Source organism: Stenotrophomonas sp. YJH_SMC_12-1 (genome assembly GCF_059370935.1).
The window spans coordinates 252,528-277,874 of record NZ_JCAFUD010000003.1; the positions used below are offsets into that span (position 1 = coordinate 252,528).

A 25,347-nucleotide genomic window follows, 5' to 3' on the forward strand; every position below is an offset into this window, starting at 1 on the left:
AGGGCGCGCGGGCCCCGATGGCGCCGCGCGTGACGCAGGTCCGGGCGTCGCCCGGGAAGGCGACGGGTGGGGCCGGACGGAGGTACCTGGGAGGCCGGGGAGAGAGTCCGGCGCCAGGTGGGGACAACGTTGTCATCAATCGCGTGGTCAATCCGTGAGCAAGCGCATGGTTCCGGGATTCGGATGGAGAGCGGCGCTGCGCGCGGTCGGCGGCCATCGGCGGAGCCCCTCGTGGCTGGGGTGGGTCGCTTACAGCGGATTTCTGGGGGTTGGCCGGGCGGGTGGGCTGCGCAGGGGACGCTGCAAGTACGTCCATGTAAGCTCGGTCGCCGCATCCATGCGGCTCACGCCCCTGCGCAGCCCACCCGCCCGGCCACGGACAGGTTCCTGCGCGGTCAGCCACGAAAGGCAGAACAAAAAATCAAAAGCAGAAGCCGGTCGCTGCGCTCTTAAATGCCTGACTTCCGACGTTCCCTTATTGCCGGCCAGCGGCCGGCACTACCGGGGAGCATCCACGCATGGCGTGGATCTACCGCAGATCGCGGAAATCTGTCGGAGGCGGGGTGGGTCCGGTGGCGGGCGGCCAGATCAGTCCGCGGCATGGATGCCGCGGCCAAGCCCCCAGGGGCGGGTTTACGGCGTCCCCCGCCACCGGACCCACCCCGCCATCCCACGGGAACCCCGCTTTTGCTTTGGCCGTTGCTGTTGCTGTTGCCCTGGCCTCGGCGGGTGCCGGGCGCCGCCCGGCCAAAGCCCTTCCCCCGCTTCCGGTACAATGTCGGGCCCGTTTCCCAACCACGGTTCCCCGGACATGATGGTCCTCGAGGGCGCGCCCGCCCTGTCGCCGTTCCGCCGCGAACGTCTTGAATCCCGCCTGCAGTCCATCGCTCCCTCCCTGCGCATCAGCGGTGCCTGGCACGTCTACTTCGTGCAGCCCGAAGGCAGCGCCGCTCCCGACCTCGCCACCCTGTGCCGCATCCTCGAAGCTGCGCCGCAGGCGGAAGCCGTGGCCGACGGCGCGGTCAGCCGCATCGTGGTGCCGCGCCTGGGTACGCTGTCGCCGTGGTCGAGCAAGGCCACCGAACTGGTGCGCGGTGCCGGCCAGCCGGTAAGCCGGGTCGAGCGGGGCCTGCGCATCGACGTGCAGGGCTGGCCGGCCGATGCCGACGTGCAGCAGGCGCTGGTCAAGGCACTGCACGACCCGATGACGCAGTCAGTGCTGGAGACCGTGAAGCAGGGCCAGGCGCTGTTCTCGGCGCCCGCCCGCGGCGAACTGGAACGCGTGCCGGTGGACCAGCTGGAGGCCGCCAACGAGCGCCTCGGACTGGCCATGGCCCAGGACGAGATCGATTACCTGCGCGAACGCTTCACCGCGCTGGGCCGCTCGCCGTCGGACGTCGAACTGATGATGTTCGCGCAGGCCAATTCCGAGCACTGCCGCCACAAGATCTTCAACGCCAGCTGGACCATCGACGGCCAGGAGCAGGACCGCTCGCTGTTCCGGATGATCAAGAACACCCACCAGCAGACCCCGCAGCACACGCTCAGCGCGTACAGCGACAACGCCGCGGTGATCGAAGGCCATCCGGCGTCGCGCTACCGCCCGGATCCGGCCAGCGGCGAGTACCGTCGTGAACCGCAGGTGCCCAGCGCGTTCCAGATCAAGGTGGAGACCCACAACCACCCGACCGCCATCGCACCGTTCCCGGGCGCCTCGACCGGCGCCGGTGGTGAAATCCGCGACGAAGGCGCGACCGGCCGCGGCGGCAAGCCGAAGGCCGGCCTGACCGGTTTCTCGGTCTCGCACCTGCGCATTCCCGAGCTGCCGCAGCCGTGGGAAGCGCCGCGCGCGCTGAACCCGCGCATGGCGCCCGCGCTGGAAATCATGACCGATGGTCCGCTCGGCGGCGCCGCGTTCAACAACGAGTTCGGCCGCCCGAACCTGCTCGGCTACTTCCGCAGCTTCGAGCTGCCTGAAGGCGCCGACCTGGTGCGCGCCTACGACAAGCCGATCATGCTGGCCGGCGGCCTCGGCGCCATCGACCGTATCCAGGTCGACAAGATCCAGCTGCAGGCGGGTGATGCGGTCATCGTGCTCGGTGGCCCGGCAATGCTGATCGGCCTGGGTGGCGGTGCCGCCAGTTCGGTGGCCTCCGGCGAAAGCGCCGAGGACCTGGATTTCGCCAGCGTGCAGCGCGACAACCCGGAGATGGAGCGCCGCTGCCAGGAGGTCATCGACCGCTGCGTGGCGATGGGCAGCAACAACCCGATCAAGTTCTTCCACGACGTCGGTGCCGGTGGCCTGTCCAATGCCATCCCCGAGCTGCTGCACGACTCCAAGGTCGGTGGCGTGATCGATCTGGGCAAGGTGCCCACCGATGATCCGTCGCTGTCGCCGATGCAGCTGTGGTGCAACGAATCGCAGGAACGCTACGTGCTCGGCGTCGCCCAGGAGCGCCTGGCCGAGTTCGCCGCGCTGTGCGCCCGCGAGCGCTGCCCGTTCGCTGCGGTCGGCGTGGCCACCGCCGAGGAACACCTGGTGGTGGCCTATGGCGCCGTGCCGGGCCACACCCCGGCCGATGCGCCGATCGACCTGCCGATGGACGTGCTGTTCGGCAAGCCGCCGAAGATGCACCGCGATACCGCACACCCGCCGGCACCGCGCTGGCCGGCGCTGAAGACCGCGGGCCTGGACCTGCAGGAAGCGGGCCTGCGCGTGCTTGCGCACCCGACGGTGGCCTCGAAGAACTTCCTGGTCACCATCGGTGACCGCAGCGTCGGTGGTCTGACCGCACGCGAACAGATGGTCGGCCCGTGGCAGCTGCCGGTGGCCGATGTGGCCATCACCGTGGCCGACTTCGACGGCGTGGCCGGCGAGGCGATGTCGATCGGCGAGCGCACCCCGCTGGCCCTGCTCGATGCGGCGGCTTCGGCACGTATGGCCGTGGGCGAAGCGTTGACCAACCTGTGCGCGGCCCCGGTCGATGCGCTGGATGAGATCAAACTGTCGGCGAACTGGATGGCCGCGGCCGGCCACCCCGGCGAAGACGCGCTGCTGTACGACGCGGTGAAGGCCGTGGGCATGGAACTGTGCCCGCAGCTGGACATCAGCATTCCGGTGGGCAAGGACTCGCTGTCGATGCAGGCGCAGTGGCACGACCAGGGCCAAGCGCACAAGAGCGTGTCGCCGGTGTCGCTGGTGATCTCTGCGTTCGCACCGGTCGCCGATGTGCGCCAGCAGCTGACCCCGCTGCTCGACCGCGACGTGGAAAGCGAGCTGTGGCTGATCGGCCTTGGCGCCGGCAAGCAGCGCCTGGGCGGTTCCATCCTGGCCCAGGTGCATGCCGACCACGGTGACCTGCCGGCGTTCGCCGGTGCCGCCCCGGATCTGGACGACCCGCAGCGCCTGCGTGGCTTCTTCGAGCTGATCCGCGATGCGCGCCAGGCCGGCCTGCTGCTGGCCTACCACGACCGCAGCGACGGCGGTGCCTTCGCCGCGCTGTGCGAAATGGCCTTCACGTCGCGCCTGGGGCTGGACATCACCCTCGATGCCTGGGGCGACGATCCATTCCGCAGCCTGTTCAACGAAGAGCTGGGCGCGGTGGTGCAGATCGCACGCGAAGACCGCGCAGCGTTCGCCGACCTGGTCGAGCGCCATGCACTGACCGAGTGCGCGCAGCGCATCGCCAAGCCGACCACCGCACCGGTGGTGCGCGTGTCGCTGGCTGGCGAGAACCTGGCTGAATGGCGCTGGGAGTCGCTGTTCGACGCATGGTGGTCGGTCACCCACGCGATGCAGAAGCGCCGCGACAACCCGGCCAACGCCGACGCCGAGCGTGAGATCGCCCGTGCCTTCAACGCACCGGGCCTGAAGCCCAAGCTCAGCTTCGACATCAATGAAGACGTGGCCGCCCCGTTCATCAGCACCGGTGCGCGTCCGCGCGTGGCCGTGCTGCGCGAGCAGGGCGTCAACGGCCAGATCGAAATGGCGAACATCTTCGAACGTGCCGGCTTCCGGCCCTTCGATGTGCACATGAGCGACCTGATCGAAGGCCGCGTCGCCCTGCAGGACTTCAACGGCCTGGTCGCCTGCGGCGGCTTCAGTTACGGCGACGTGCTTGGCGCTGGCCGTGGCTGGGCCACCTCGATCCTGGAGCGCAGCGCGCTGCGTGATGCCTTCGCCGCGTTCTTCGCGCGCGAGGACAGCTTCGCCCTGGGCGTGTGCAACGGCTGCCAGATGATGAGCCAGCTGAAGGACATCATTCCCGGTGCCGAACACTGGCCGCAGTTCCGCCGCAATGCCAGCGAGCAGTTCGAAGCCCGTACCGCGCTGCTGGAAGTGGTGGAATCTCCGTCGATCCTGCTGCGTGGCATGGCCGGTTCGCGCCTGCAGGTGGCAGTGGCGCATGGCGAAGGCCAGGCGGTGTTCGACAACGCGGTCGACCAGGCCGCGGCCCGTGTTTCGCTGCGCTACATCGATGGCCACGGCAACGTCGCCAGCCAGTACCCGCTGAATCCGAACGGTTCGCCGGACGGCATCACCGGCCTGACCAGCAGCGACGGCCGCGTGACCATCATGATGCCGCACCCGGAACGCACCCCGCGCGCGCTCAACATGAGCTGGGCCCCGGCCGAGTGGCAGGGTGATTCGCCGTGGATGCGCATGTTCCGCAACGCGCGGGTGTGGTGCGGCTGATCGCACCACACCGCGCAGGCTTCAATGCCGTTGCGTATGGAAAAACCCGCCGTTGATCGGCGGGTTTTTTCTTTGCGCGTGTGAAAATCCTGATGTACCCGCGAGTTACATGGATTTTCAGGCGACAGGGTTACGTCACGCGTCGCTAACAAAATCCTTTCATAAACAGGGAAAAGAGTGAACTGCTTCACGGCAATAGGATTTGTCGTGTCAAAGTCTTGACGATCTGCAAAGTTGCCGTTAACACTTGAACCCCGTTTCAGAATCATTCATTTCGCAGTAACCGGTTGGCGCACGCGCTCGGTTTTCTGTCGCTGCGCGCCGTTCGGCAATACCCCGCAGTAAATCACGCGAATAAACGCCCCCAGGGGACGTTGGGCCGGAAAGCCCAGCGGTGGCGTTGCTTTGCCCAAAACCAGTCCAATCAGGAGCCGTACCGATGAATCGGATTTATCGCAAGGTCTGGAACAAAGCATTGGGTCAGTTGGTGGTGGCCTCGGAACTGTCTTCCTCCGACAGCAGCAGCGGTGGGGTCGTCGACCAGCGCCGCGGTGCGACACAGGCCACGCCCGCACTGCTGGCGGTGGCACTGGGCCTGGTATTGGGATTGGGCATGAGTGGCTCTGCCACCGCACAGTCGGTGCAGATCGGCGGTAGCGCCACCTGCGTGGCATTCAGCGGCAAGCTGCTCGAAAAGTGCCTGATCGAAGGCTCGGCCACGGCCAAGGGCAGCAATGCGGTGGCGATCGGCAGCAACAGCAGTGCCAGTGCGGCCAACAGCGTGGCGCTGGGTGCCGGCTCCAAAGCCACGCGTGCCAACACCGTCTCCGTCGGCGATGCCGGCAAGGAACGGCAGGTCACCAATGTCGCCGCAGGCACGCAGGCGACCGACGCAGTGAACAAGGCGCAACTGGACGCGCAGGCGCGCGCCACGCAGGCCGCGCTGGCCGACGTGGCCGCCGACGGCAACCGGTACTTCAAGGCCGACGGCGCAGGCGATGACAGCGACGCGGCGAAGATCGAGGGCGAGGGCGCACTGGCCGCCGGTGCCGGTGCGCAGTCGCTGGCCAACGCCACCACTGCCATCGGTACCCAGGCCATTGCTGCAGGCATCGGCGCCAGCGCATTCGGCCAGGGCGCGCTGGCGATCGGCGATGCCAGCGTGGTGGTCGGGCAAAGCGCAGCAGCGTTCGGCCTTGGCGATACCGCCGTCGGTGCCAGCGCCTACGCCGCCAGCGAAAACGGTGCAGCAACGGCACTGGGTGCACTGTCCGAAGCCACCGCCGATGGCGCGACCGCCGTCGGTGGCGGTGCCGTAGCGATGGGCCCCGGCAGTACCGCATTGGGCCGCGGCGCCACGGCTGCCAACGAAGCCTCGATTGCAGTAGGTGCGTTCAGCACGGCCGTCGGTGAATACAGCACCGCGCTGGGCTCCAATTCGGCCGCGGTCGCTACCGGCAGCGTGGCGTTGGGCGCCGGTTCGCTGGCTGACCGTGTCGATACCGTGTCCGTCGGTGCCGCCGAATATGGCCTGACCCGCCAGATCACCAGCGTTGCCGCCGGCACCGAAGATACCGATGCGGTCAACGTTGGCCAGTTGAAGGATGTTGCCGCAGTGGCCGATGCCACCGCCAAGCGCTTCCAGGCCATCGGCAGCAGCAACAGCGATGCCGGTGCGCTGGCTGAAGGTGACGACGCGCTGGCCGCAGGCGAGGCCGCCAATGCCATCGGCACTGGCACCACGGCGGTCGGTGCCGGTGCCACTGCCGTTGCGCAGAACGCGACTGCGGTGGGCAACAACGCGCTGGCCTCGGGCCAGAACAGCGCAGCATTCGGCAACAACGCACAGGCCAACGGACCGGGCAGCGTGGCCGTCGGTGGCACTGCGGTGGATGCCAACGGCAACCCGCTGATCACCAGTGGTGGCGTGCCGGTGGTCACCGGCGCCACCAGTGCCGGCGTGGGTGGCACGGCCGTCGGCGCCAGTGCCGATGCCAGCGGTTTTGCCGCGTCGTCCTATGGCGTGGGGGCCTATGCGTCCGGCGCGCAGGCGTCGGCGTTCGGTGCGGTCTCCAATGCCATCGGTGATTACTCCACGGCATTGGGTACGCAGAGCAATGCCACGGGCACCAGCAGCGTCGCCATTGGTGGCCCGGCCGACCTGATTCCCGGCCTGGGCTTCTTCGTACAGACACAGGCCAGTGGTGAAGCCGCGACCGCGGTGGGTGCCGGCGCCATCGCCAGCGGCGACCGTGCCGTGGCCAACGGCAGCCTCAGCGAAGCCTCCGGCGCCGAAGCCACCGCGGTGGGCTACTTCGCCTATGCGCCGGGCGAGAACGCCAGCGCGCTTGGCGCGCAGACCTGGGCCAGTGGTGCGCAGAGCACCGCAGTGGGCTACTACGCTACGGCACGCGGCGCCAACAGCGTCGCGCTGGGCGCGAACTCCGAAGCGGTGCGTGCCAACAGCGTGGCCGTCGGCAGTGCCGGCAACGAGCGGCAGATCACCAGCGTTGCAGCCGGCAGTGAAGCCACCGATGCGGTGAACAAGGCGCAGCTGGATGCGGTGGCCAGCACTGCCGACAGCACCGCGCGCTTCTTCCAGGCGCAGCCTGAAGCTGGCAGTGATGCCGGTGCGCTGGCGGAAGGCGAGGGTGCCATCGCGGCCGGTTCGTCGAGCAATGCGATCGGTGTCGGCGCGGTTGCACATGGCGCGGCCGCGTCGGCCATCGGCGATGACAGCGTGGCGGTGGGCCGCAACAGCACGGCCACCGGCAATGGCGGTGTCGCCATCGGTGGCCTGGGCCAGGCCTACGACGAGTTCAACCAACCCATCATCGGTGCAGATGGCAAGGCGCAGCAGGTGGGTACCACGGCCGTGGCCGATGCCACGGCGGTCGGCAGCGCTGCGCAGGCCAGCGGTGCAGCCAGCAGCGCCTTCGGCAATGCGGCCAAGGCCAGCGGTGACAACAGCTTCGCCGCCGGCGGCAAGTCGCGCGCCACCGGCGCGTATGCGGTGGCGGTGGGTGACAGTGCGTTTGCCAGCAGCGATGACAGTACCGCGGTGGGCGGCTACAGCTGGGCCACCGCCAGCGGCGCCAGCGCCTTTGGTTCCGGCGCGTGGGCGACCGCCACCAATGCCTCGGCGTTCGGCAACGCGGCGTGGGCCAGCGGCGCTGGCGCCACGTCGATCGGTTACAACAGCTGGGCCAACGGAACCAGCGCCACCGCAGTCGGCCGTGGTGCCTTCGGCTATGGCGACAACAGCGTGGCGCTGGGCTTCCAGGCGCTGGGCAACAGCATCAACAGCATCGCCATCGGCACCAACACGGTGGCCGGCGGCGAAAGTGCGATCGCGCTGGGTGCGGGCAGCAACGCCAGTGCCAGCAACGCCGTCGCACTCGGCGCGGGCTCGGTCGCCAACCGCGCACGCACGGTGTCGGTGGGCAGCAGCGGCAACGAGCGCCAGGTCACCAACGTTGCCGCCGGTACCCAGGCCACCGATGCGGTGAACAAGGCACAGCTGGACGCGGTGGCAAGCACCGCCACGACCACCAGCCGCTTCTTCCAGGCCAGCGGTAACGGCGACGATGTGGCGGGTGCGCTGGTGGAGGGCGACAACGCGCTGGCCGCAGGTGATGCGGCCAACGCCATCGGCAATGGCGCCACCGCGCTCGGCGGCGGTGCCAATGCGCTGGCCGGCAACGCGCAGGCGATCGGCTTCAACGCGCTGGCGACCGCCGCCAATGCCAGTGCCGTAGGCGCCAATGCACAGGCCACCGGCGAATACGCCACCGCGCAGGGTGCGGAAAGCGAAGCCAGCGGTGAGCAGAGTGCGGCGTTCGGCGCGGCCAGCATCGCCAGCGGCGCGGGCAGCACCGCCAGCGGAGCCTTGTCCGAAGCCTCCGGCGAAGAAGCCGTAGCCGTGGGCTACTTCAGCAACGCCAGTGGTAGTGGTGCCACCGCGGTCGGCAGCGAGAGCGTGGCCAGCGGCACGGCTGCGGCAGCGTTCGGTATCGGCGCCGAAGCCACCGGTGGTTACAGCACCGCCATCGGCGGCTATGCACAGGCTTCGGCCTTCAATGCCACCGCCTTTGGCAACTTCGCCAACGCCTCGGGTTCCAACAGCGTGGCGCTGGGCGGTGATTCGCAAGCGTCCGGCGCCTACAGCACCGCCACCGGCCAGGGGAGCATGGCCACCGGCACCAACAGCGTCGCCGTCGGCGGCTCGCTGTTCGGCGTGCTGGCTACCGAAGCCTCGGGCAACTACTCCACGGCGGTGGGCGGTGGCGCCTGGTCGGGGGGCATCAACAGCACCGCGCTGGGCAACGCGGCGGAATCGCGCGCGGCCAACAGCGTGGCGCTCGGTGCGGATTCGATTGCGGACCGCGACAACACCGTATCGGTGGGCGGCGGCGGCAACACCCGCCAGATCACCAACGTGGCCGATGGCACGCAGGGCAACGATGCGGTCAACAAGAACCAGCTCGATGCCGTAGCCGCCGCTGCGGAGAAGACCAGCAGGCAGTTCCAGGCCAGTGGCAATGCCGATGGTGAAACCGGCGCGCTGGTGGAGGGTGACAATGCGCTGGCAGCAGGTGATGCGGCCAACGCGATCGGCAACGGTGCCACTGCGCTCGGCAGTGGTGCCAATGCGCTGGCCGCCAACGCCACCGCCGTCGGCATCGATGCGCTGGCGACCGGCACCAACGCGGCGGCACTGGGCAACACCGCACAGGCCACCGGCGAGGACAGCCTGGCCCTGGGCAGCGGCGCCAGCGCCAGCGAAGTGGGGACAAGCGCGGCGGGCGCGCGTGCACAGGCAAGCGGTGTCTACAGCACCGCCAACGGTACCGAATCCAACGCCAGTGGCGCACAGTCCCTTGCCAGCGGCTTCCGCAGTGCGGCCTCCGCCGATGGCACCACAGCGGTGGGTGGCTATGCCGAAGCAACCGGTCGCCTTGGCACCGCACTCGGCTACGGCTCGGCTGCCAGCGGTGCCAACACCACGGCGGTGGGCTTCGGGGCCGCGGCGGCGGGCACCGGCGCGGTTGCGGTGGGTCAGTCGAGTGAAGCCAGCGGTGCGGAAAGCGTGGCGATCGGCGGCAGCACCTTCTTCGGCCTGATTCCGTCGCGCGCCAGTGGCACCGGTGCGGCAGCATTCGGTGCCGGTGCATGGGCCACCGAGGATTACGCTACCGCCATCGGCTGGAATGCCTGGTCGGCAGGCGCCAACGCCACGGCGCTCGGTGCCAATGCCACCGCCAATGGCAGCAACAGCGTTGCGCTCGGTGCCGGTTCCAAGGCTGACCGTGACAACACGGTGGCCGTTGGCAAGGCCGGCAGCGAACGCCAGGTCACGAACGTTGCAGCCGGTACCGAAGCCACCGATGCGGTGAACAAGGGCCAGCTCGACGCCGTTGCCAGCGTGGCCGACAAGACCAGCCGCCAGTTCCAGGCCAGCGGCAATGCCGATGGCGAGGCCGGTGCACTGGTCGATGGTGAAAATGCGCTGGCGGCAGGCAATGCGGCCAATGCGATCGGCAACGGTGCGACTGCGCTGGGCAGCGGCGCCAACGCCATGGCCGCCAACGCCACCGCGGTCGGCTTCGATGCACTGGCCACCGGCAACAACGCTGCCGCACTGGGCAATGCTGCGCAGGCGGCCGGTGTCGACAGCGTGGCGGTAGGCAGCGGTGCCAGCGCCAGCGAAACCGGCGCCAGCGCCACCGGTGCCGGTGCCCAGGCCAAGGGCGCCTACAGCACCGCTAGCGGCGCACAGGCGGCTGCCACCGGCACGCAGTCGCAGGCCAGCGGTTTCCGCGCCACTGCTTCGGCGGACGGCGCTTCGGCCATCGGCAGCTACGCCGATGCCAGCGGTCGCCTCGGCACCGCGGTCGGCTACGGCAGCAAGGCCTCCGCCGCCAACGCCACGGCGGTGGGTGTCAGTGCCACCGCCAGCGCTGCAGGCAGCGTGGCATTGGGTTCGGGCTCGGTGGCTGATCGTGCCAACACGGTGTCGGTCGGCAGCAGCACCAGTGATCGCCAGATCACCCGCGTCGCCGCCGGTACCGAGCGCACCGATGCGGTCAACCGTGGCCAGCTCGATGCCGTCGCCGCAACCGCCGATGGCACCGCCCGCTACGTCAAGGCCACCGGCAGCGGGACCGCCAGTGCCAGCGGCAGCGATGCGGCCGCGCTCGGTTCCGGTGCCAGTGCCAGTGGTGCGCGCAGCAACGCATTGGGTGCCAACGCCGCGGCCATCGGCAATGGTGCGCTGGCCCTGGGCAGCAGCGCCGGTGCATCCGGCGCCAATTCGGTGGCACTGGGTGCGGGCTCGCGCGCACTCGATGCCAACGTGGTGTCGGTCGGTGGTGGCAACGGCACCGATGGCCCGGCCACGCGCCGCATCGTCAACGTGGCTGATGGCCGCATCGCTGCCGGCAGCAGTGACGCGGTGACCGGCTCCCAGCTCAATGTCACCAACCAGCGCGTGGGCGCGGTGGAAACCCGCGTCGGTGATTTCGATTCGCGCATCGCGACGGTGGAGACCACGGCGGCCAGTGCAGTCGGCTACGACGACGCCAGCCGTGACCGCCTGACCCTGTCCGGCTTCCAGGGCACCACCATCGACAACGTCGGTGCCGGCAGCATCGCCGCCGGCAGCCGCCAGGCGATCAATGGCGGCCAGCTGTTCCAGTCGCTCAGCGATGCCGCCAGCTTCCTGGGGGGCGGCGCCAGTGTCGGCATGCAGGGCGTGTTCGTGGCACCGAACTACGTGATCCAGGGCGCCAGCTACAGCAACGTCGGTGATGCGCTGGGTGCGTTGGACCGCAAGGTCAGCGAGATCGACCGCCGCACCGCCGGTGGTACGCGTTCGGGAACGGCCAGCCTGCGTTCGATGAGTGCCTCGCTGGATGAAAGCGCACTGGCCAGCGTTGCCGAAGCACCGGCGGCGGCCGATGCGGCACCGGCCAGCACCGCACGCGTGCAGGGCACGCCGACCGCTGCGGCGGCGGGTGCGGGCATCCCGGTGGGCACCTCGGCATCGGGTCTCAACGCGGTCGCCATGGGCGACGGTGCAGTGGCCAGCGGCGCTTCCTCCACCGCCATAGGCCAGGGCGCAAGTGCCACTGCTGCGAACGCGGTGGCGCTGGGCCAGGGCTCGGTTGCCGATCGTGCCAATACGGTGTCGGTGGGCAGCGAAGGCAACGAGCGCCAGGTCACCAACGTTGCGGCCGGTACCACCGCCACCGATGCGGTCAACAAGGGCCAGCTCGATCGTGGCATGGCCACCGCCAACAGCTACACCGACAGCCGCGTGCAGGCCGTCGCCGACAGCTTCGATGTGTTCAAGGGCGAGGTCGACGGGCGCCTGCGGCACATGGATCGCCGCATCGACCGCCAGGGCGCGATGAGCGCGGCGATGCTCAACATGGCCACCAGTGCTGCCGGCATCCGCACCCAGAACCGGGTCGGCGTCGGCATCGGCTTCCAGGGCGGCGAATCGGCACTCTCGCTGGGTTACCAGCGTGCGATCAGCGATCGCGCCACGGTGACGGTCGGCGGTGCCTTCAGCAGCGACGACAGCTCGGTCGGCGTCGGTGCCGGCTTCGGCTGGTAAGCCACTCCATCGCGCCGGCGGCCACCCACGCCGGCGCAGCACCTGCAACGAGGGCCTGGGGGGAGGTCACGGCAATCCCGGCTGGGCCGGCCGGGAGTCGTCAAGGAATGATGGCCGCAGTGTTGGTTCGATCCATGACCCAGAAGAGGAATTCGACGTGATCAAGAAGCAGAACCTTCGCATCAATGTGTTGGCAGCCGCCGTGCTGTCGCTGACCGGTGTTGGCCTGGCACAGGCCGCCGACCTGAAAGCAAATGCGCCGTTGTCCGGCCCGAAGACGCAGCAGGTTGATGGCATCATCGTGAAGTACCGCGCTGGCAGCGCCGCAGCTGCCGATGCAAATGCCAAGCTGGCCGTGGTCAACTCGGCCATCGCGCGCGCCGTGCCGGCAGGCACCAATGCAGCTGCGCGCAGTGCCGCGCTGCGCCCGCAGGTGGCCCGCAGGCTCGGCATCGGTGCCGATCTGATCCGCCTGCAGGGAGGGATCGCGCGCGCCGAACTGGACAAGGTGCTGGGCGAACTGAAGGCTGACCCGACCGTCGAATATGCGGTGGCCGACGCCGTCATGTATCCGATCGATGCCGCGTCGTCGCCGCGCGCGGACGCCGTCGCGAAGTCCGATGCGTCGCCCAGCTTCGTGCCCAACGATCCTTACTACCAGAGCCACAACTGGCACTTCCACAACCCGGTCGGCGGCGTCAACGCACCGGCCGCATGGGACGTCTCGCAGGGCGAGGGCATCGTGGTGGCCGTGCTCGATACCGGCATCCTGCCCGAGCACCCGGATTTTGCCGCCGGCACCCTGCTGGAGGGCTACGACTTCATCAGCCAGGCCAGCCGCTCGCGTCGTGCCGCCGATGGCCGCGTGCCAGGTGCACTCGACTACGGTGACTGGATGCCCACCGCCAATGCCTGCTACGACGGTTCGCCGGTACGCGACAGCAGCTGGCACGGTACCCATGTGACCGGCACCATCGCCGAGGCCACCAACAACGGCCTGCATACCGCCGGCCTGGCCTACAAGGCCAAGGTGCTGCCGGTGCGCGTGCTCGGCTATTGCGGTGGCACCCTGTCGGACATCACCGACGCCATCACCTGGGCCTCGGGCGGTACCGTGGCCGGCATCCCTGCCAACCAGAATCCGGCCGAGATCATCAACATGAGCCTGGGCGGCTCCGGCAGCTGCGATCCGGCCTACCAGGCGGCCATCACCGGTGCCACCAACCGCGGTACCCTGGTGGTGGTGGCAGCCGGCAACGACTCGATGAATGTCGCCAACGCCCGCCCGGCCAACTGCGATGGCGTGGTCTCGGTCGGCGCGACCGGCATCACCGGCGCCATGGCCTACTACTCCAACTTCGGTACCCGCATCGATCTGTCCGGCCCGGGCGGTGGCGTCACCGACGGCAATCCGAACGGCTATGTCTGGCAGGCGGTGTCCAGCAGCAAGACGTCGCCGCCGGCAGCCGGTTCCACCGAGGGTTACACCCTTGGCGGCAAGGCTGGCACGTCGATGGCGGCACCGCATGTGGCTGCCGTCGCCGCACTGGTGCAGAGCGCGCTGATCGCCGCCAACCGCGACCCGCTCGCGCCGGCGGGCATGCGTACCCTGCTGAAGGAAACGGCACGTCCGTTCCCGGTCAGCATTCCGTCCGCCACCCCGATCGGTACCGGCATCGTCGATGCCAAGGCCGCGCTGGACAAGGCCCTGGAAGAGCCGTGCACCGAGAACTGCGGGCCGGTGGCCAAGCCGCTGACCAACAAGGTGGCCATCGGCGGGTTGAGTGGTGCCGCCGGCAGCAGCGTGCTTTACAGCTTCGAAGCCGCGGCAGGCAAGCAGCTCAGCGTCATCACCTATGGTGGCACCGGCAACGTGTCGGTCTACCTGGCCAAGGGCCGCGAGCCGAGTGCCACCGACAACGATGCGCGCTCGACCCGTCCGGGCACCTCGGAAACGGTGCGGGTGACGGCACCGACTGCCGGCACCTACTACATCAAGGTGGTGGGCGAGGCGGCTTACAGCGGTGTGAGCATTCTCGCCACGCAGTAAGCGCGCAATGCGGTAGTTGAATGGCCGAAGCCCGTCACCCGCATGTGACGGGCTTCGTCTTTTTACGAAAGCGGGCGGCGGGGCGACGGAAATCACGACGTAACTGCTAAAGTCGAGCCGATTGACAGGAGAGTCACGTGAACGCCCTTGCTGCAAACGCTGCCGACGACGCCGAAGGCCGCATCCTGGATGCGTTGTTGGCGCGTGGCCGCCTCAAGGAGAGCGATCTTGCACGGGCACGGCCGCTGCACGCGGAGGCCGGCGGCAGCCTGCTTGGCCTGCTGGTGCGGCTGGGGCTGGTGTCCGAACGTGACCAGGCGCAGGCCAGCGCCGAGGTGCTGGGCCTGCCGCTGCTGGATGGCAAGCAGCTGCCGGATTCACCGCCCCAGGGTCTGGCCGAGGGCCTGCCGCTGTCCCTGCGTTTCCTCAAACAGTTCCATGTATGCCCGCTGGCGCTGGATGAACAGGGTGTACGGCTGTGGCTGGCCGATGCCCACGATCCCTATCCGCAGCAGGCTGTGCAGCTGGCACTTGGCGTACCGGTGACCCCGGTGCTGGGCATGCGTGCGGAGATCGATGATCTGGTCGAGCGCTGGTTCGGCCAGGGCCGCAGCGCGATGGGCGCGATTGTTGAAACCGCAGACGGCGAGGGCGGCGCGGTCGACGATATCGAGCACCTGCGCGACCTGGCCTCGGAAGCGCCGGTGATCCGCCTGGTCAACCTGGTGATCCAGCGTGCGGTGGAACTGCGCGCTTCGGACATCCATGTCGAACCGTTCGAGAGCCGGTTGAAGGTGCGTTACCGTGTCGATGGCGTACTGGTGGAGGGCGAAAGCCCGCCGGCCAACCTCACCGCAGCGGTGATCAGCCGCATCAAGATCATGGCCCGCCTCAACATCGCCGAGCGCCGCCTGCCGCAGGACGGCCGCATCATGCTGCGCGTGCAGGGCAAGGAGCTGGACCTGCGCGTAAGCACGGTGCCGACCGCGCACGGCGAAAGCGTGGTGATGCGCCTGCTCGACCGCGAAACGGTGGTGTTCGATTTCCATCGTCTCGGCTTTACCGATGCGTTCCTGCCGCAGTTCCGCAAAGTGCTGGAACAACCGCACGGCATCCTGCTGGTCACAGGCCCGACCGGTTCGGGCAAGACCACCACGCTGTACACCGCGCTGAGCCAGCTCAACACCGCCGACGTCAAGATCATCACGGTGGAAGATCCGGTCGAGTACCAGATCGAGGGCATCAACCAGATCCAGGCCAAGCCGCAGATCGGCCTGGACTTCGCCAACGCACTGCGCAGCATCGTGCGCCAGGACCCGGACATCATCATGATCGGCGAAATGCGCGACCTGGAAACCGCGCGCATCGCGATCCAGTCGGCGCTGACCGGCCACCTGGTGCTGTCCACCCTGCACACCAACAATGCGGCCGGCGGCATCACCCGCCTGCTCGACATGGGCGTGGAGGACTATCTCCTCACGTCCACCATCAACGGCATCCTGGCCCAGCGCCTGGTGCGTCGGCTGGAGCCGACCCACGCCGAGCGCTATGAAGCCTCGCCGGAGGAGATCGAGCGTTTCGAGCTGCGCCGCCTGCAGCCGGAAGGGCCGATCCATCTATACCGCCCGAAGCCTTCGGCACTGGCGCCGACTGGTTACCTGGGCCGCACCACCATCATGGAATTCCTGGTGATGAACGACGCGCTGAGGCGTGCGGTGATGCGCCGCGATGGCATGGGCGAGATCGAACGCATCGCCCGTGAAGCCGGCATGCGCACCATGTACGAGGATGGCCTGGCCAAAGCACTCAGCGGCCAGACCACCATCGAGGAAGTGCTGCGCGTGACCGAGGAAAGCTGATGCGCGCAGGACGCCGGGGCTGACATGCCGAACTACCGCTACAAAGCGCTCAATTCGCACGGCGAGATATTCGACGGGCAGATGGAAGCCGCCAGCGAGGCCGAACTGGTCGCGCGCCTGCAGGATCAGGGCCACCTGCCGATGGAGACCCAGCTGGCCGATGGCGGCGTGGTCGGCAGCAGCAGCTGGCGCACGCTGCTGCGCCAGCGCCCGTTGCAGGGCGCGGCGCTGCTGCAGTTCACCCAGCAGCTGGCGACCCTGCTTGGCGCCGGCCAGCCGCTGGACCGTGCACTGTCGATCCTGCTGGGCCTGCCGGAAGACGAGCGCTCGCGGCGTGCGATCACCGACATCCGCGACGTGGTGCGCGGCGGTGCGCCGCTGTCGACCGCGCTGGAACGCCAGCACGGCCTGTTCTCGCGCCTGTACGTGAACATGGTGCGTGCCGGCGAGGCGGGTGGCAGCCTGCACGAGACCCTGCAGCGGCTGGCCGACTACCTCGAACGCAGCCGCGCGCTGCAGGGCAAGGTGATCAACGCACTGGTCTATCCGGCCATCCTGCTGGTGGTGGTGGGCGGCGCGCTGCTGTTCCTGCTCGGCTACGTGGTGCCGCAGTTCGCGCAGATGTACGAAAGCCTGGACGTGGCGCTGCCGTGGTTCACCAACGCGGTGCTGCAGCTGGGCCTGTTCGTGCGCGACTGGTGGGTACTGCTGCTGGTAGTGCCGGGGTTGCTGGCGCTGTTCTTCGAGCGCAAGGTACGGCAGCCGGCGTTCCGGCTGGCGCTGGATGGATGGCTGCTGCAGCGTCGCGGCATCGGCCGCCTGCTGGGCGAACTGGAAACCGCACGGCTTGCGCGCACGCTGGGCACCCTGCTGCGCAACGGCGTGCCGCTGCTCGGTGCGCTGGGCATCGCACGCAACGTGCTGGGCAACCGCGCCTTGGCTGCCGACGTGGAAGCGGCAGCCGATGAAGTGAAGAACGGTGCCGGCCTGTCGCTGGCGCTGTCGCGCGGCAAGCGCTTCCCGCGCCTGGCGCTGCAGATGATCCAGGTCGGCGAGGAATCCGGTGCACTCGATACCATGCTGCTGAAAGCTGCCGACACGTTTGAACAGGACAGCGCCCGTCGCATCGACCGTCTGCTGGCGGCGATGGTGCCGGCGATCACCCTGGTGCTGGCCTCGGTGGTCGGTGCGGTGATCGTGGCCGTGCTGGTGCCGTTGTACGACCTGACCAATGCCATCGGCTGATGATGGCTCCCTACGCAACCCCGACACTCCGCAACTGAAAGGACCGACCATGATTGCTTCCCGTCGACCGATCCGCCTTTCCTTCACCGCCGCGCGCAACCAGTCGGGCATGAGCCTGCTGGAGATCATCATCGTCATCGTGCTGATCGGCGCGGTGCTGACCCTGGTCGCCAGCCGCGTGCTGGGCGGCGCCGATCGCGGCAAGGCGAACATCGCCAAGGCCCAGGTGCAGACCGTTGCCTCCAAGGTCGACAACTACCAGATCGATACCGGCAAGCTGCCTGGCTCGCTCAACGATCTGGTGACCGCACCGGCAGGTGTCGGCGGCTGGCTGGGCCCGTACGCCAAGCCGGCCGACCTGAATGACCCGTGGGGCCACGCGCTGGAGTACCGCGCGCCGGGCGAAGGCCAGCCGTATGAACTGATCAGCCTGGGCAAGGACGGCAAGGCCGGCGGCAGCAGCGTCGACGCTGACATCCGCTACCAGCCGTAACCGGGCATGACGCATTTCCTGCAGCGCCGGCTGCCTCGCCCGCGCCTGCACGGCAGGCGCGCAGCGGGCCTGTCGCTGCTGGAAATGCTGCTGGTGATCGCGCTGATCGCCGCGATCGGCCTGATCACCGCTGCGGGTCTGTCGCGCGGCTTTGCCGGCATGCAGCTGCGCAGCGCCGGCAAGGACATCGCCAACCAGCTGCGCATGGTGCGCGCCCAGGCCATCGCGCGCGGTGAGCCGCAGCGCTTCGTGATCGAACCGGCGCGTCGCCGTTGGCAGGGGGCCAACCAGCGGCAGGGCGATGTGCCGACGCAGCTGCAGGTGCAGTTCGAAGGTGCCGCGCAGCTGGCCACCGCGCCGGGGCAGGGCGTGATCGAGTTCCATCCCGATGGTGGCTCCAGTGGTGGCCGCATCCGCCTGCAACGTGAGGGCGCCGAATGGCGCATCGATGTCGGCTGGCTGACCGGCGAGGTCCGCTCCGGCCCGTGGCAGGCGCCATGAAGCGGCAGGCGCGTGGTTTCACGTTGCTGGAAGTGATCATCGCCTTCGCCTTGCTGGGCCTGGCGCTGACGCTGCTGCTGGGCAGCCTGTCAGGTGGCGCGAAACAGGTCCGGGAGGCCGAGCTGCGCACGCGTGCGGTGCTGCATGCGCAGTCATTGCTGGCCGAAGCCGGTGTCGCCGCGCCATTGCAGGTGGGCAGCCAGCAGGGCGACTGGGAACAGGGCCGATACCATTGGGAGCTGCAGGTACAGCCATGGGTCGAGCCGCGTGCCGCCAACGCGGTACAGGCACAGGCGCAATCGCCGGGGGCTCCCTGGCTGGCCGAGCTGCAGCTTCAGGTGCGCTGGGGCGAAGGCGAACGCGAACAACTGCGCTGGCGCAGCCTGCGCCTGCTGCCGCCGGACCTGGAGAGCGCGCGATGAAGCGACGCGCCGCAGGATTTACCCTGGTGGAAGTGATGTTGGCCACGGTGCTGTTGGCCGGTGGCCTGGCGTTGGCCTTTGCCAGCGTGCGCTCGGCGATGGCGGTGAGCCAGCGTGGCGAGCAGATTGCCGCCGAGAGCGAACGCATGCGTGCGGTCGAGGCTCTGCTGCGGCGGCAGCTGGCCGGTGCGCTGCGCACGCCGCTGGAAGTGCCCGATCCCACCCGCGAACCGATCTTCTTCCAGGGCGAAGAGCAACGCATGCTGTTCGCGGCCGATCTACCGGGCTATCTGGGCCGTGGCGGTGCCTACCTGCACGCACTGCAGGTGGATGGCCGCAGCGGCCAGCAACGCCTCCTGCTCGACCTGGTGCTGCTGCAGGAGGGCGAGCGCATCGCCGAAACTCCGCCGCGCCCACCGGAGGTGCTGGTGGAGAACCTCAAGTCGGTGCAACTACGCTATCGCGGCATCGATGCCAGCACCGGGCAGGTGACTGATTGGACGCCGCGCTGGGATGACACCCGGCGCCTGCCGATGCTGGTGGAGATCCAGATCGTGCCCGCCAAGGGCGCTCCCTGGCCTGCACTGGTGGTCGCTCCGCGCGCGGGCGGCAGTGGAGGAGCGCGATGAGCCGGGCGCACGGCGCGGCGCTGGTACTGGTCCTGTGGCTGATCGCCCTGATGACGGCGCTGGTGGGCGCGTTCGCGTTGAGCGCGCGGGTCGAGCACCTGCAGCAGCGGGTGCTGGATGATGATGCGCGAGGCCAGGAGCGTGCACGGGCGGGACTTGAGTACGCGCTGACGCGCCTGTCCGCCGATCCGCAGCGGGCGCCCTGGCGCGCCGATGGCCGTGTCTATCGCTGGCAGTTCGATGACGCCAGCATCGAGATCAAGGTGCTGGACGAGAACGGCAAGATCAACCTGAACCTGGCCGACGTGGCTCTGCTGAGCGCCTTCCTCAAGGCGCTGGGTGAAGACGAAGCGCAGGCCCGCCAGCTGGCCGGCGCGATCGTCGACTGGCGCGACGAGGACAGCCTGCTGCAGCCCGACGGCGGTGCCGAAGCGCCCGACTATGCCGCGGCAGGCCTGCCCTATGGCCCCCGCAACAAGCGTTTCGAGACGCTGGGCGAGCTGCAGCGGGTACTCGGCATGCGCGGCCCGCTGTACCAGGCCATGCTGCCGCACCTGACCCTGTACAGCCGCCAGGCGCGCCCGGATCCCCAGTTTGCCAGCGCGCCGGTGCTGACCGCACTGGGCCTGGATGCGGATACCGTGCTGGCGCAGCGCGCACAGCAGGAGCGTGACGCAGATACCGCTGGCGGTGCGACAACGCTTGCCAGCAGCAGCGGCACCTATAGTATCGAGTCTCGTGCAACCGACGGCAGTGGACGCCGGTCGGTGTTGCAGGCAGTGGTACGCAATGGCTCGGGCGGGGTTCCCGGGCGGTCCTACACAGTGCTTCGCTGGGAGCAGGGAATGACAGCAAGATGACGGCATGGCAGGACAGTGTGCGGCAGGTACAGGGCCGGATCGGCCCTGGCGCCGGCCGTTTCCTGCGCTGGTGGCGGCAATCGCTGCTGGCCTGGGTGCCGGCACGTTGGCAGTGGGCACTGGGCTGGGCACAGGCGCGCCTGCTGCTGCAGCGCGAAGGCGACCACCTTCAGGTCTGGCGTGAGGCGGGGGAGCGCCGCGAACCGGTCGTACGGCTGCCGTGGCCGCTGTCCCCGGCCGAACTGGATCGCGTGCTGGAAGCCCGCCTGCGCAGCTTGCCGCGGGTGTGGCTGCTGCCGGCAAGCGATGTGCTGCGCCGGCAGCTGCGCCTGCCGGCGGCGGCGGCGGACCGTCTGCGTGCGGTGGTCGGTTTCGAGATCGACCGGCAGACGCCTTTCGAATCCAGCCAGGTCAGCTATGACGTGCGTGAACGTGGCGCGGCGGGCGAGGGCCAGCTGCAGGTCGAACTGGTGGCCTGGCCGTTGCGGCAGCTCGAGGCTTGGCGCAGCAACGTGGGCCAATGGGCCGATGCACTGTCCGGTGTCGATGCCATCGATGCGCAGGGCAACATCCTGCAGGTGAACCTGCTGCCGCCCGCGCAGCGTCAGCTGCAGGCCGACCCGATGCGGCGCTGGAACCTTCTGCTGGCCGTGGCCGCGGTGGTGATGCTGGTGCTGTCTGGCCTGCAGGTGCTGGACAATCGCCGCGCGGCAGCCGACGAACTGCGTGCCCAGGTGGAGCGCAGCGCGCGCAGTGCGCGTGGCGTGGCCAGCGAACGTGCCCAGCTGCAGGCGCTGATCGACGGTGCCGCGTTCCTTGAAAAGCAGCGCGGCCAGCGCGCGGGTACGGTGGAGATCTGGAACGAACTGAGCCGGCGCCTGCCGGAGGGAACGTACCTGGAAAAACTGGCCATCGAGAACAACAACCTGCAGCTGATCGGCCTGAGCCGCGAGGCCTCGCAGCTGGTGCAGCTGCTGCAGGATGCGCCGCAGTGGCGCAAGGTCAACCTGACCGGCGTACTGCAGGCCGATGGCGCCGCCAGTGGCCGCGACCGCTTCACCATGACCGCTGAACTGCAGCCGTTGCCGGCGGCAGCCCCGAACCGGGAGGCGGCCGATGCCGATGCCAAGCGCACGCCGTGACCGCTGGCTGGCACTGGCACTGTTGCTGGCAGTGCTGGGCCTGGCCTACCTGCTGCTGGTGCACCCCTGGTTCACCCAGCCGCTGCGCGAAATCGATGCTGATGTCGCCGCCCTGCGCGAGCGCGAGCAGCGCGTGCAGGCGCAGCTGCAGCAGCAGCCGCAGATCGAACAGCGCCTGCGTGCCACCAGCGAGGCACTGCAGCAGCGGCCGGGCTTCCTGCGCGAGGCCACCGCCGAGGCTGCAGCCGCTGCGCTCGGCGCGAAGCTGCAGGATGCGGTGGCGATGGCCAGCCCGGGCAACCGCAGCTGCACCATCAGCAACCGCACGCCGCTCACCGACAACCGCCGCGACGCCGAGTTCGTGCGCGTCGCCATGCAGGTGCGCCTGCGCTGTGGCGTGGCCGAACTGGCCACGGTGCTGCACAGCCTGGAGACCGGCAGCCCGCGCCTGTTCGTCGACAACCTCAACCTGATCGCGCAGCGCTTCCAGCAGTCGCCGAATGAATCCGGGCTTGGCCTGGATGTGTCATTCGAACTGGCCGGTTACCTGCTGCCCGGTGCAGCAGCCGATGGCAGTGCGCCGACGCCTGCCGCCGAACCGGTGTCCGCGCCGCAGCCGCCTTCAGCGCCACCCGCCCCCGCACCGGCGGCGCCGGTCGAGGGACAGGAGGTCGCTGATGAAACTTGAGCAGATCAGCCTGCGCACCGGTTTCCTGCTGGCCCTGGCCGGTTGGGCTGCGGCGGTCTGGCTGGCCACCGGCTTCGGTCTGGGTAGCCAGTTGCCAGGTGCGGATGGCGATGCCGATGCGGTGCCTTCGCTGCCGGTGCTGCCGCCGTTGGCCGCAGAACGCATGCCCAGCGCCGACAGCTACAGCGCGATCGGTGAGCGACCACTTTTCGCCGAGGACCGCAGGCCGAAGCCCTACCTCCTCGGTGGCAGCGAGCCTGCCGCCAGCGCCGCGCTGCGCTTGACCGGCGTGCTGCTGACCGGCGACTTCGGCATGGCCACCTTCACCACCGAACAGAATCGTTCGCTGCGGCTGCGCCTCAATGGCGAAGCGGTGGACGGCTGGCAACTGGTGGGGCTGGCACCGCGCCAGGCCACGGTGATCGGCCCAAGTGGCAGCCAGGTGCTGGAACTGGCCGTGTTCAACGGCCAGGGCGGCGAGCCACCCACCGTACTGCGCGGTGCCAATGGCGCGCCGCCAGCGGGTGCGGTCGTTGTGCCGCCGCCGGCGGGCGCACTGCCGATGCCACCCCCACCTCCGGCTGCTGCAACCGCAACCGCGCAGCCGCAGCCGCAGCCCGCCAGCAGCGTGCCATCAGCCGCCGCCGTGGCACCTCCTGCCAACAACAACGGCCCCAGCGAAGCGCAGATGCAGGCCATCCGCGAACGCATCCAGGCCCGTCGCCGCCAGCTGCAGCAACAACAGCAGCAACAACCGTCGCCGCCCCCGGGCGATGGCACCAACCGATAGAGTGAATGCATGAGCCTGCGTTTTCTTCCCTGGTCCTTTGCCCTCGCGCTGCTGGTCGGCTGCAGCACCGTGTCCGCGCCGCATGTGCAACGCAAGGGCAACCTGTCGCCCACTGCCGAGGCCGGCCAGGCGGCCGAGGTCGCCGCCGATGCCGCCCGTGACGCCCAGGGTGCTCCGCAGGCCGTGATCCGCCGCGGTACCGGCACCATGATCAACCGCGAAGCCGCACGCGCACCGGCACCGGCGTTGCATGGCGCCAGCACCGGCGAGGCCACCTTCAACTTCGAAGGCGAATCGGTGCATGCGGTGGTCAAGGCCATCCTGGGTGACATGCTGGGCCAGAACTACGTGATCGCACCGGGTGTACAGGGCACGGTCACCCTGGCCACGCCCAAGCCGGTGTCGCCGGCACAGGCGTTGAACCTGCTGGAAATGGTGCTGGGCTGGAACAACGCCCGCATGGTCTACAGCGGCGGCCGCTACAACATCGTCGCCGCCGACCAGGCCCTGGCCGGCACCGTCGCGCCGAGTACCGCACCGGCGGCCAGCGCGCGTGGCTTCGAAGTGCGGGTGATCCCGCTGCAGTTCATCTCCGCCACCGAGATGAAGAAGGTGCTGGAGCCGTATGCGCGGCCAAACGCCATCGTCAACGTCGACAGCGGCCGCAACGTGATCACCCTCGGTGGCACCCGCGCCGAGCTGGAAAACTACATGCGCACCGTCGAGATCTTCGACGTCGACTGGCTGTCGGGCATGTCGGTGGGCGTGTTCCCGATCCAGTCGGGCAAGGCCGAGCAGGTCGCTGCCGATCTGGAGAAGGTGTTCGGCGAGGAGAGCAAGACCCCCAGCGCCGGCATGTTCCGTTTCCTGCCGCTGGAAAACGCCAACGCGGTGCTGGTGATCACCCCGCAGGTGCGTTACCTGGACCAGATCCAGCAGTGGCTGGACCGTATCGATACCGCCGGTGGCAGCGCCCGCCTGTTCTCCTACGAGCTGCGTTACATCAAGGCGCGCGACCTGGCCGAGCGCCTCAGTGAAGCCTTCGCCAGCAGCGGCAATCGTGGCGGCTCCAGCCCCGCATCGCTGGCACCTGGCGCGATTCCATCGCAGCTGGGCAGCGACGGCGAGCGCGGCATGGACAGCAATAACAGCAGCAGCTTCGGTTCGACCCCGGGCAGCAGCTCCGGCAGCGGCAACAGCGGCAGCATGAACCTGCCGCAGCGCCAGTCCGGCAACGTCAGCGTCAGCCTGGAAGTGGAAGGCGACCGCGTGGGCGTGTCGGCGGTGGAGGAAACCAACACCCTGCTGGTGCGCTCGACCCCGCAGGCCTGGCGCTCGATCCGGGAAGTGATCGAGAAGCTGGATGTGATGCCGTTGCAGGTGCACATCGAAGCGCAGGTAGCCGAAGTCGCGCTGACCGGAGACCTGAAGTACGGCGTCAACTGGTTCTTCGACAATGCCGTGCTCGGGCAGAAGCTGACCGGCGCCCTGGGCGGCGTGACCCTGCCTGCCGCTGCTGGCGGTTCCTGGAGCAGCTTCGCCGGTGCAGTGACCGGCGGCGAAGGCCTGGGCTGGGCGTTCACCGGGCACAACGGCGCGGCCGTGGTGAGTGCGCTGGACAAGGTCACGGATGTGCGCCTGCTGCAGACGCCTTCGGTATTCGTGCGCAACAACGCCGAGGCCACGCTCAACGTGGGTGACAAGGTGCCGATCAACACCACCACGGTGAACACCGGCATTGGCACCAGCAGCTACAGCTCGGTGCAGTACATCGACACTGGCGTGATCCTGAAGGTGCGCCCGCGCGTGACCCGCGACGGCACGGTGTTCCTGGACATCGTGCAGGAAGTGAGCAGTGCCTCAGAGGTGCCGGAGAACTGCAACCCACAGGAACGCAACTGCAACCCGCGCATCTCCACCAAGAAGCTGTCGACCGAAGCGGCGGTGCAGAGCGGCGACACCATCATGCTGGCCGGCCTGATCACCGATTCGGCCACCGATGGCAGCAGCGGCATTCCCGGCCTGAGCCGGATTCCGGTGGTCGGCGCGCTGTTCGGGCAGAAGAGCCGCACCAGCCGCCGTTCGGAGGTGATCGTGCTGCTGACCCCGAGCATCGTGCGCAACGGGCAGGAAGCGCGGAATCTGACCGATGAGTACAGCCAGCGCTTCCGCGCGATGGAGCCGCTGAACCAGCCGCGCGCAAAGAAGTAAGGGGTTTGCGGCCGGGCTGCGCCCGGCACCCGCAGAGGCCGGAGCCGGAGCCAGAGCCGGAGCAACGGCAACAGCGGGTTTACTGAGGGGTGGCGGGGCGGTGTGGGTTGGCAGGACACGCCGTAAACCCGTCCCTGGGG

14 protein-coding genes are annotated in these 25,347 nt (G+C 68.8%); all 14 read left to right on the forward strand.

What is annotated here, in order from left to right; translation table 11 throughout:
* Positions 1 to 811 precede the first annotated feature (811 nt).
* Entirely contained in the window at positions 812 to 4,696 is a 3,885-nt protein-coding gene (gene purL / locus AC5P8Y_RS07330) for a phosphoribosylformylglycinamidine synthase (protein ID WP_181453440.1), read from the forward strand.
* Between the two features lie 439 nt (positions 4,697 to 5,135).
* Positions 5,136 to 12,317 carry an ESPR-type extended signal peptide-containing protein gene (locus tag AC5P8Y_RS07335; RefSeq protein ID WP_495201880.1) on the forward strand — a complete coding sequence of 2,394 codons (7,182 nt, stop codon included), beginning with the start codon at positions 5,136 to 5,138 and terminating at the stop codon, positions 12,315 to 12,317.
* A gap of 157 nt (positions 12,318 to 12,474) precedes the next feature.
* Positions 12,475 to 14,367, forward strand: a complete 1,893-nt coding sequence (locus tag AC5P8Y_RS07340) for a S8 family serine peptidase (RefSeq protein ID WP_049432189.1) — start codon at positions 12,475 to 12,477, stop codon at positions 14,365 to 14,367.
* 137 nt (positions 14,368 to 14,504) lie between these two features.
* Positions 14,505 to 16,226: a type II secretion system ATPase GspE gene (gene gspE / locus AC5P8Y_RS07345; RefSeq protein ID WP_049403936.1), complete on the forward strand. Its 1,722-nt coding sequence runs from the start codon at positions 14,505 to 14,507 to the stop codon at positions 16,224 to 16,226.
* 24 nt (positions 16,227 to 16,250) lie between these two features.
* Positions 16,251 to 17,471 (forward strand): type II secretion system protein XpsF, encoded by a 1,221-nt coding sequence (xpsF, locus tag AC5P8Y_RS07350; RefSeq protein WP_111108386.1) that lies wholly within the window; start codon positions 16,251 to 16,253, stop codon positions 17,469 to 17,471.
* A gap of 49 nt (positions 17,472 to 17,520) precedes the next feature.
* The gene (gene gspG, locus AC5P8Y_RS07355) at positions 17,521 to 17,964 is read left to right on the forward strand and encodes a type II secretion system major pseudopilin GspG (protein ID WP_004142831.1); all 444 of its coding nucleotides are present in this window, start codon (positions 17,521 to 17,523) and stop codon (positions 17,962 to 17,964) included.
* 6 nt (positions 17,965 to 17,970) lie between these two features.
* Positions 17,971 to 18,465, forward strand: coding sequence for a type II secretion system protein XpsH (gene xpsH, locus AC5P8Y_RS07360; RefSeq protein ID WP_111108385.1), 495 nt, complete (start codon positions 17,971 to 17,973; stop codon positions 18,463 to 18,465).
* Complete coding sequence (xpsI, locus tag AC5P8Y_RS07365) at positions 18,462 to 18,887, forward strand: type II secretion system protein XpsI (RefSeq protein WP_005408027.1); 426 nt, start codon at positions 18,462 to 18,464, stop codon at positions 18,885 to 18,887. Before xpsH ends, xpsI begins: the two co-directional genes overlap by 4 nt.
* The gene (locus tag AC5P8Y_RS07370) at positions 18,884 to 19,516 is read left to right on the forward strand and encodes a type II secretion system protein J (protein ID WP_005412204.1); all 633 of its coding nucleotides are present in this window, start codon (positions 18,884 to 18,886) and stop codon (positions 19,514 to 19,516) included. Before xpsI ends, AC5P8Y_RS07370 begins: the two co-directional genes overlap by 4 nt.
* Positions 19,513 to 20,376 carry a type II secretion system minor pseudopilin gene (locus AC5P8Y_RS07375; protein WP_164133570.1) on the forward strand — a complete coding sequence of 288 codons (864 nt, stop codon included), beginning with the start codon at positions 19,513 to 19,515 and terminating at the stop codon, positions 20,374 to 20,376. Before AC5P8Y_RS07370 ends, AC5P8Y_RS07375 begins: the two co-directional genes overlap by 4 nt.
* Complete coding sequence (locus AC5P8Y_RS07380; protein ID WP_033834381.1) at positions 20,373 to 21,518, forward strand: PilN domain-containing protein; 1,146 nt, start codon at positions 20,373 to 20,375, stop codon at positions 21,516 to 21,518. The genes AC5P8Y_RS07375 and AC5P8Y_RS07380 overlap by 4 nt, the downstream gene beginning before the upstream one ends.
* Positions 21,493 to 22,206: a type II secretion system protein GspM gene (gene gspM / locus AC5P8Y_RS07385; RefSeq protein ID WP_164133571.1), complete on the forward strand. Its 714-nt coding sequence runs from the start codon at positions 21,493 to 21,495 to the stop codon at positions 22,204 to 22,206. The genes AC5P8Y_RS07380 and gspM overlap by 26 nt, the downstream gene beginning before the upstream one ends.
* Complete coding sequence (locus tag AC5P8Y_RS07390; protein WP_164133572.1) at positions 22,196 to 22,996, forward strand: type II secretion system protein, XpsN-like; 801 nt, start codon at positions 22,196 to 22,198, stop codon at positions 22,994 to 22,996. The genes gspM and AC5P8Y_RS07390 overlap by 11 nt, the downstream gene beginning before the upstream one ends.
* Positions 22,997 to 23,005: 9 nt before the next feature.
* Positions 23,006 to 25,207 carry a type II secretion system secretin GspD gene (gspD, locus tag AC5P8Y_RS07395; protein WP_049432177.1) on the forward strand — a complete coding sequence of 734 codons (2,202 nt, stop codon included), beginning with the start codon at positions 23,006 to 23,008 and terminating at the stop codon, positions 25,205 to 25,207.
* Positions 25,208 to 25,347 lie beyond the last annotated feature (140 nt).

Excerpts from the sequence above, each read along its gene's own strand:
- purL (WP_181453440.1), top strand. The coding sequence starts at position 812 with ATGATGGTCCTCGAGGGCGCGCCCGCCCTGTCGCCGTTCCGCCGCGAA.
- AC5P8Y_RS07335 (WP_495201880.1), top strand. The coding sequence starts at position 5,136 with ATGAATCGGATTTATCGCAAGGTCTGGAACAAAGCATTGGGTCAGTTG.
- xpsF (WP_111108386.1), top strand. The coding sequence starts at position 16,251 with ATGCCGAACTACCGCTACAAAGCGCTCAATTCGCACGGCGAGATATTC.
- gspG (WP_004142831.1), top strand. The coding sequence starts at position 17,521 with ATGATTGCTTCCCGTCGACCGATCCGCCTTTCCTTCACCGCCGCGCGC.
- xpsH (WP_111108385.1), top strand. The coding sequence starts at position 17,971 with ATGACGCATTTCCTGCAGCGCCGGCTGCCTCGCCCGCGCCTGCACGGC.
- xpsI (WP_005408027.1), top strand. The coding sequence starts at position 18,462 with ATGAAGCGGCAGGCGCGTGGTTTCACGTTGCTGGAAGTGATCATCGCC.
- AC5P8Y_RS07370 (WP_005412204.1), top strand. The coding sequence starts at position 18,884 with ATGAAGCGACGCGCCGCAGGATTTACCCTGGTGGAAGTGATGTTGGCC.
- AC5P8Y_RS07375 (WP_164133570.1), top strand. The coding sequence starts at position 19,513 with ATGAGCCGGGCGCACGGCGCGGCGCTGGTACTGGTCCTGTGGCTGATC.
- AC5P8Y_RS07380 (WP_033834381.1), top strand. The coding sequence starts at position 20,373 with ATGACGGCATGGCAGGACAGTGTGCGGCAGGTACAGGGCCGGATCGGC.
- gspM (WP_164133571.1), top strand. The coding sequence starts at position 21,493 with ATGCCGATGCCAAGCGCACGCCGTGACCGCTGGCTGGCACTGGCACTG.
- AC5P8Y_RS07390 (WP_164133572.1), top strand. The coding sequence starts at position 22,196 with ATGAAACTTGAGCAGATCAGCCTGCGCACCGGTTTCCTGCTGGCCCTG.
- gspD (WP_049432177.1), top strand. The coding sequence starts at position 23,006 with ATGAGCCTGCGTTTTCTTCCCTGGTCCTTTGCCCTCGCGCTGCTGGTC.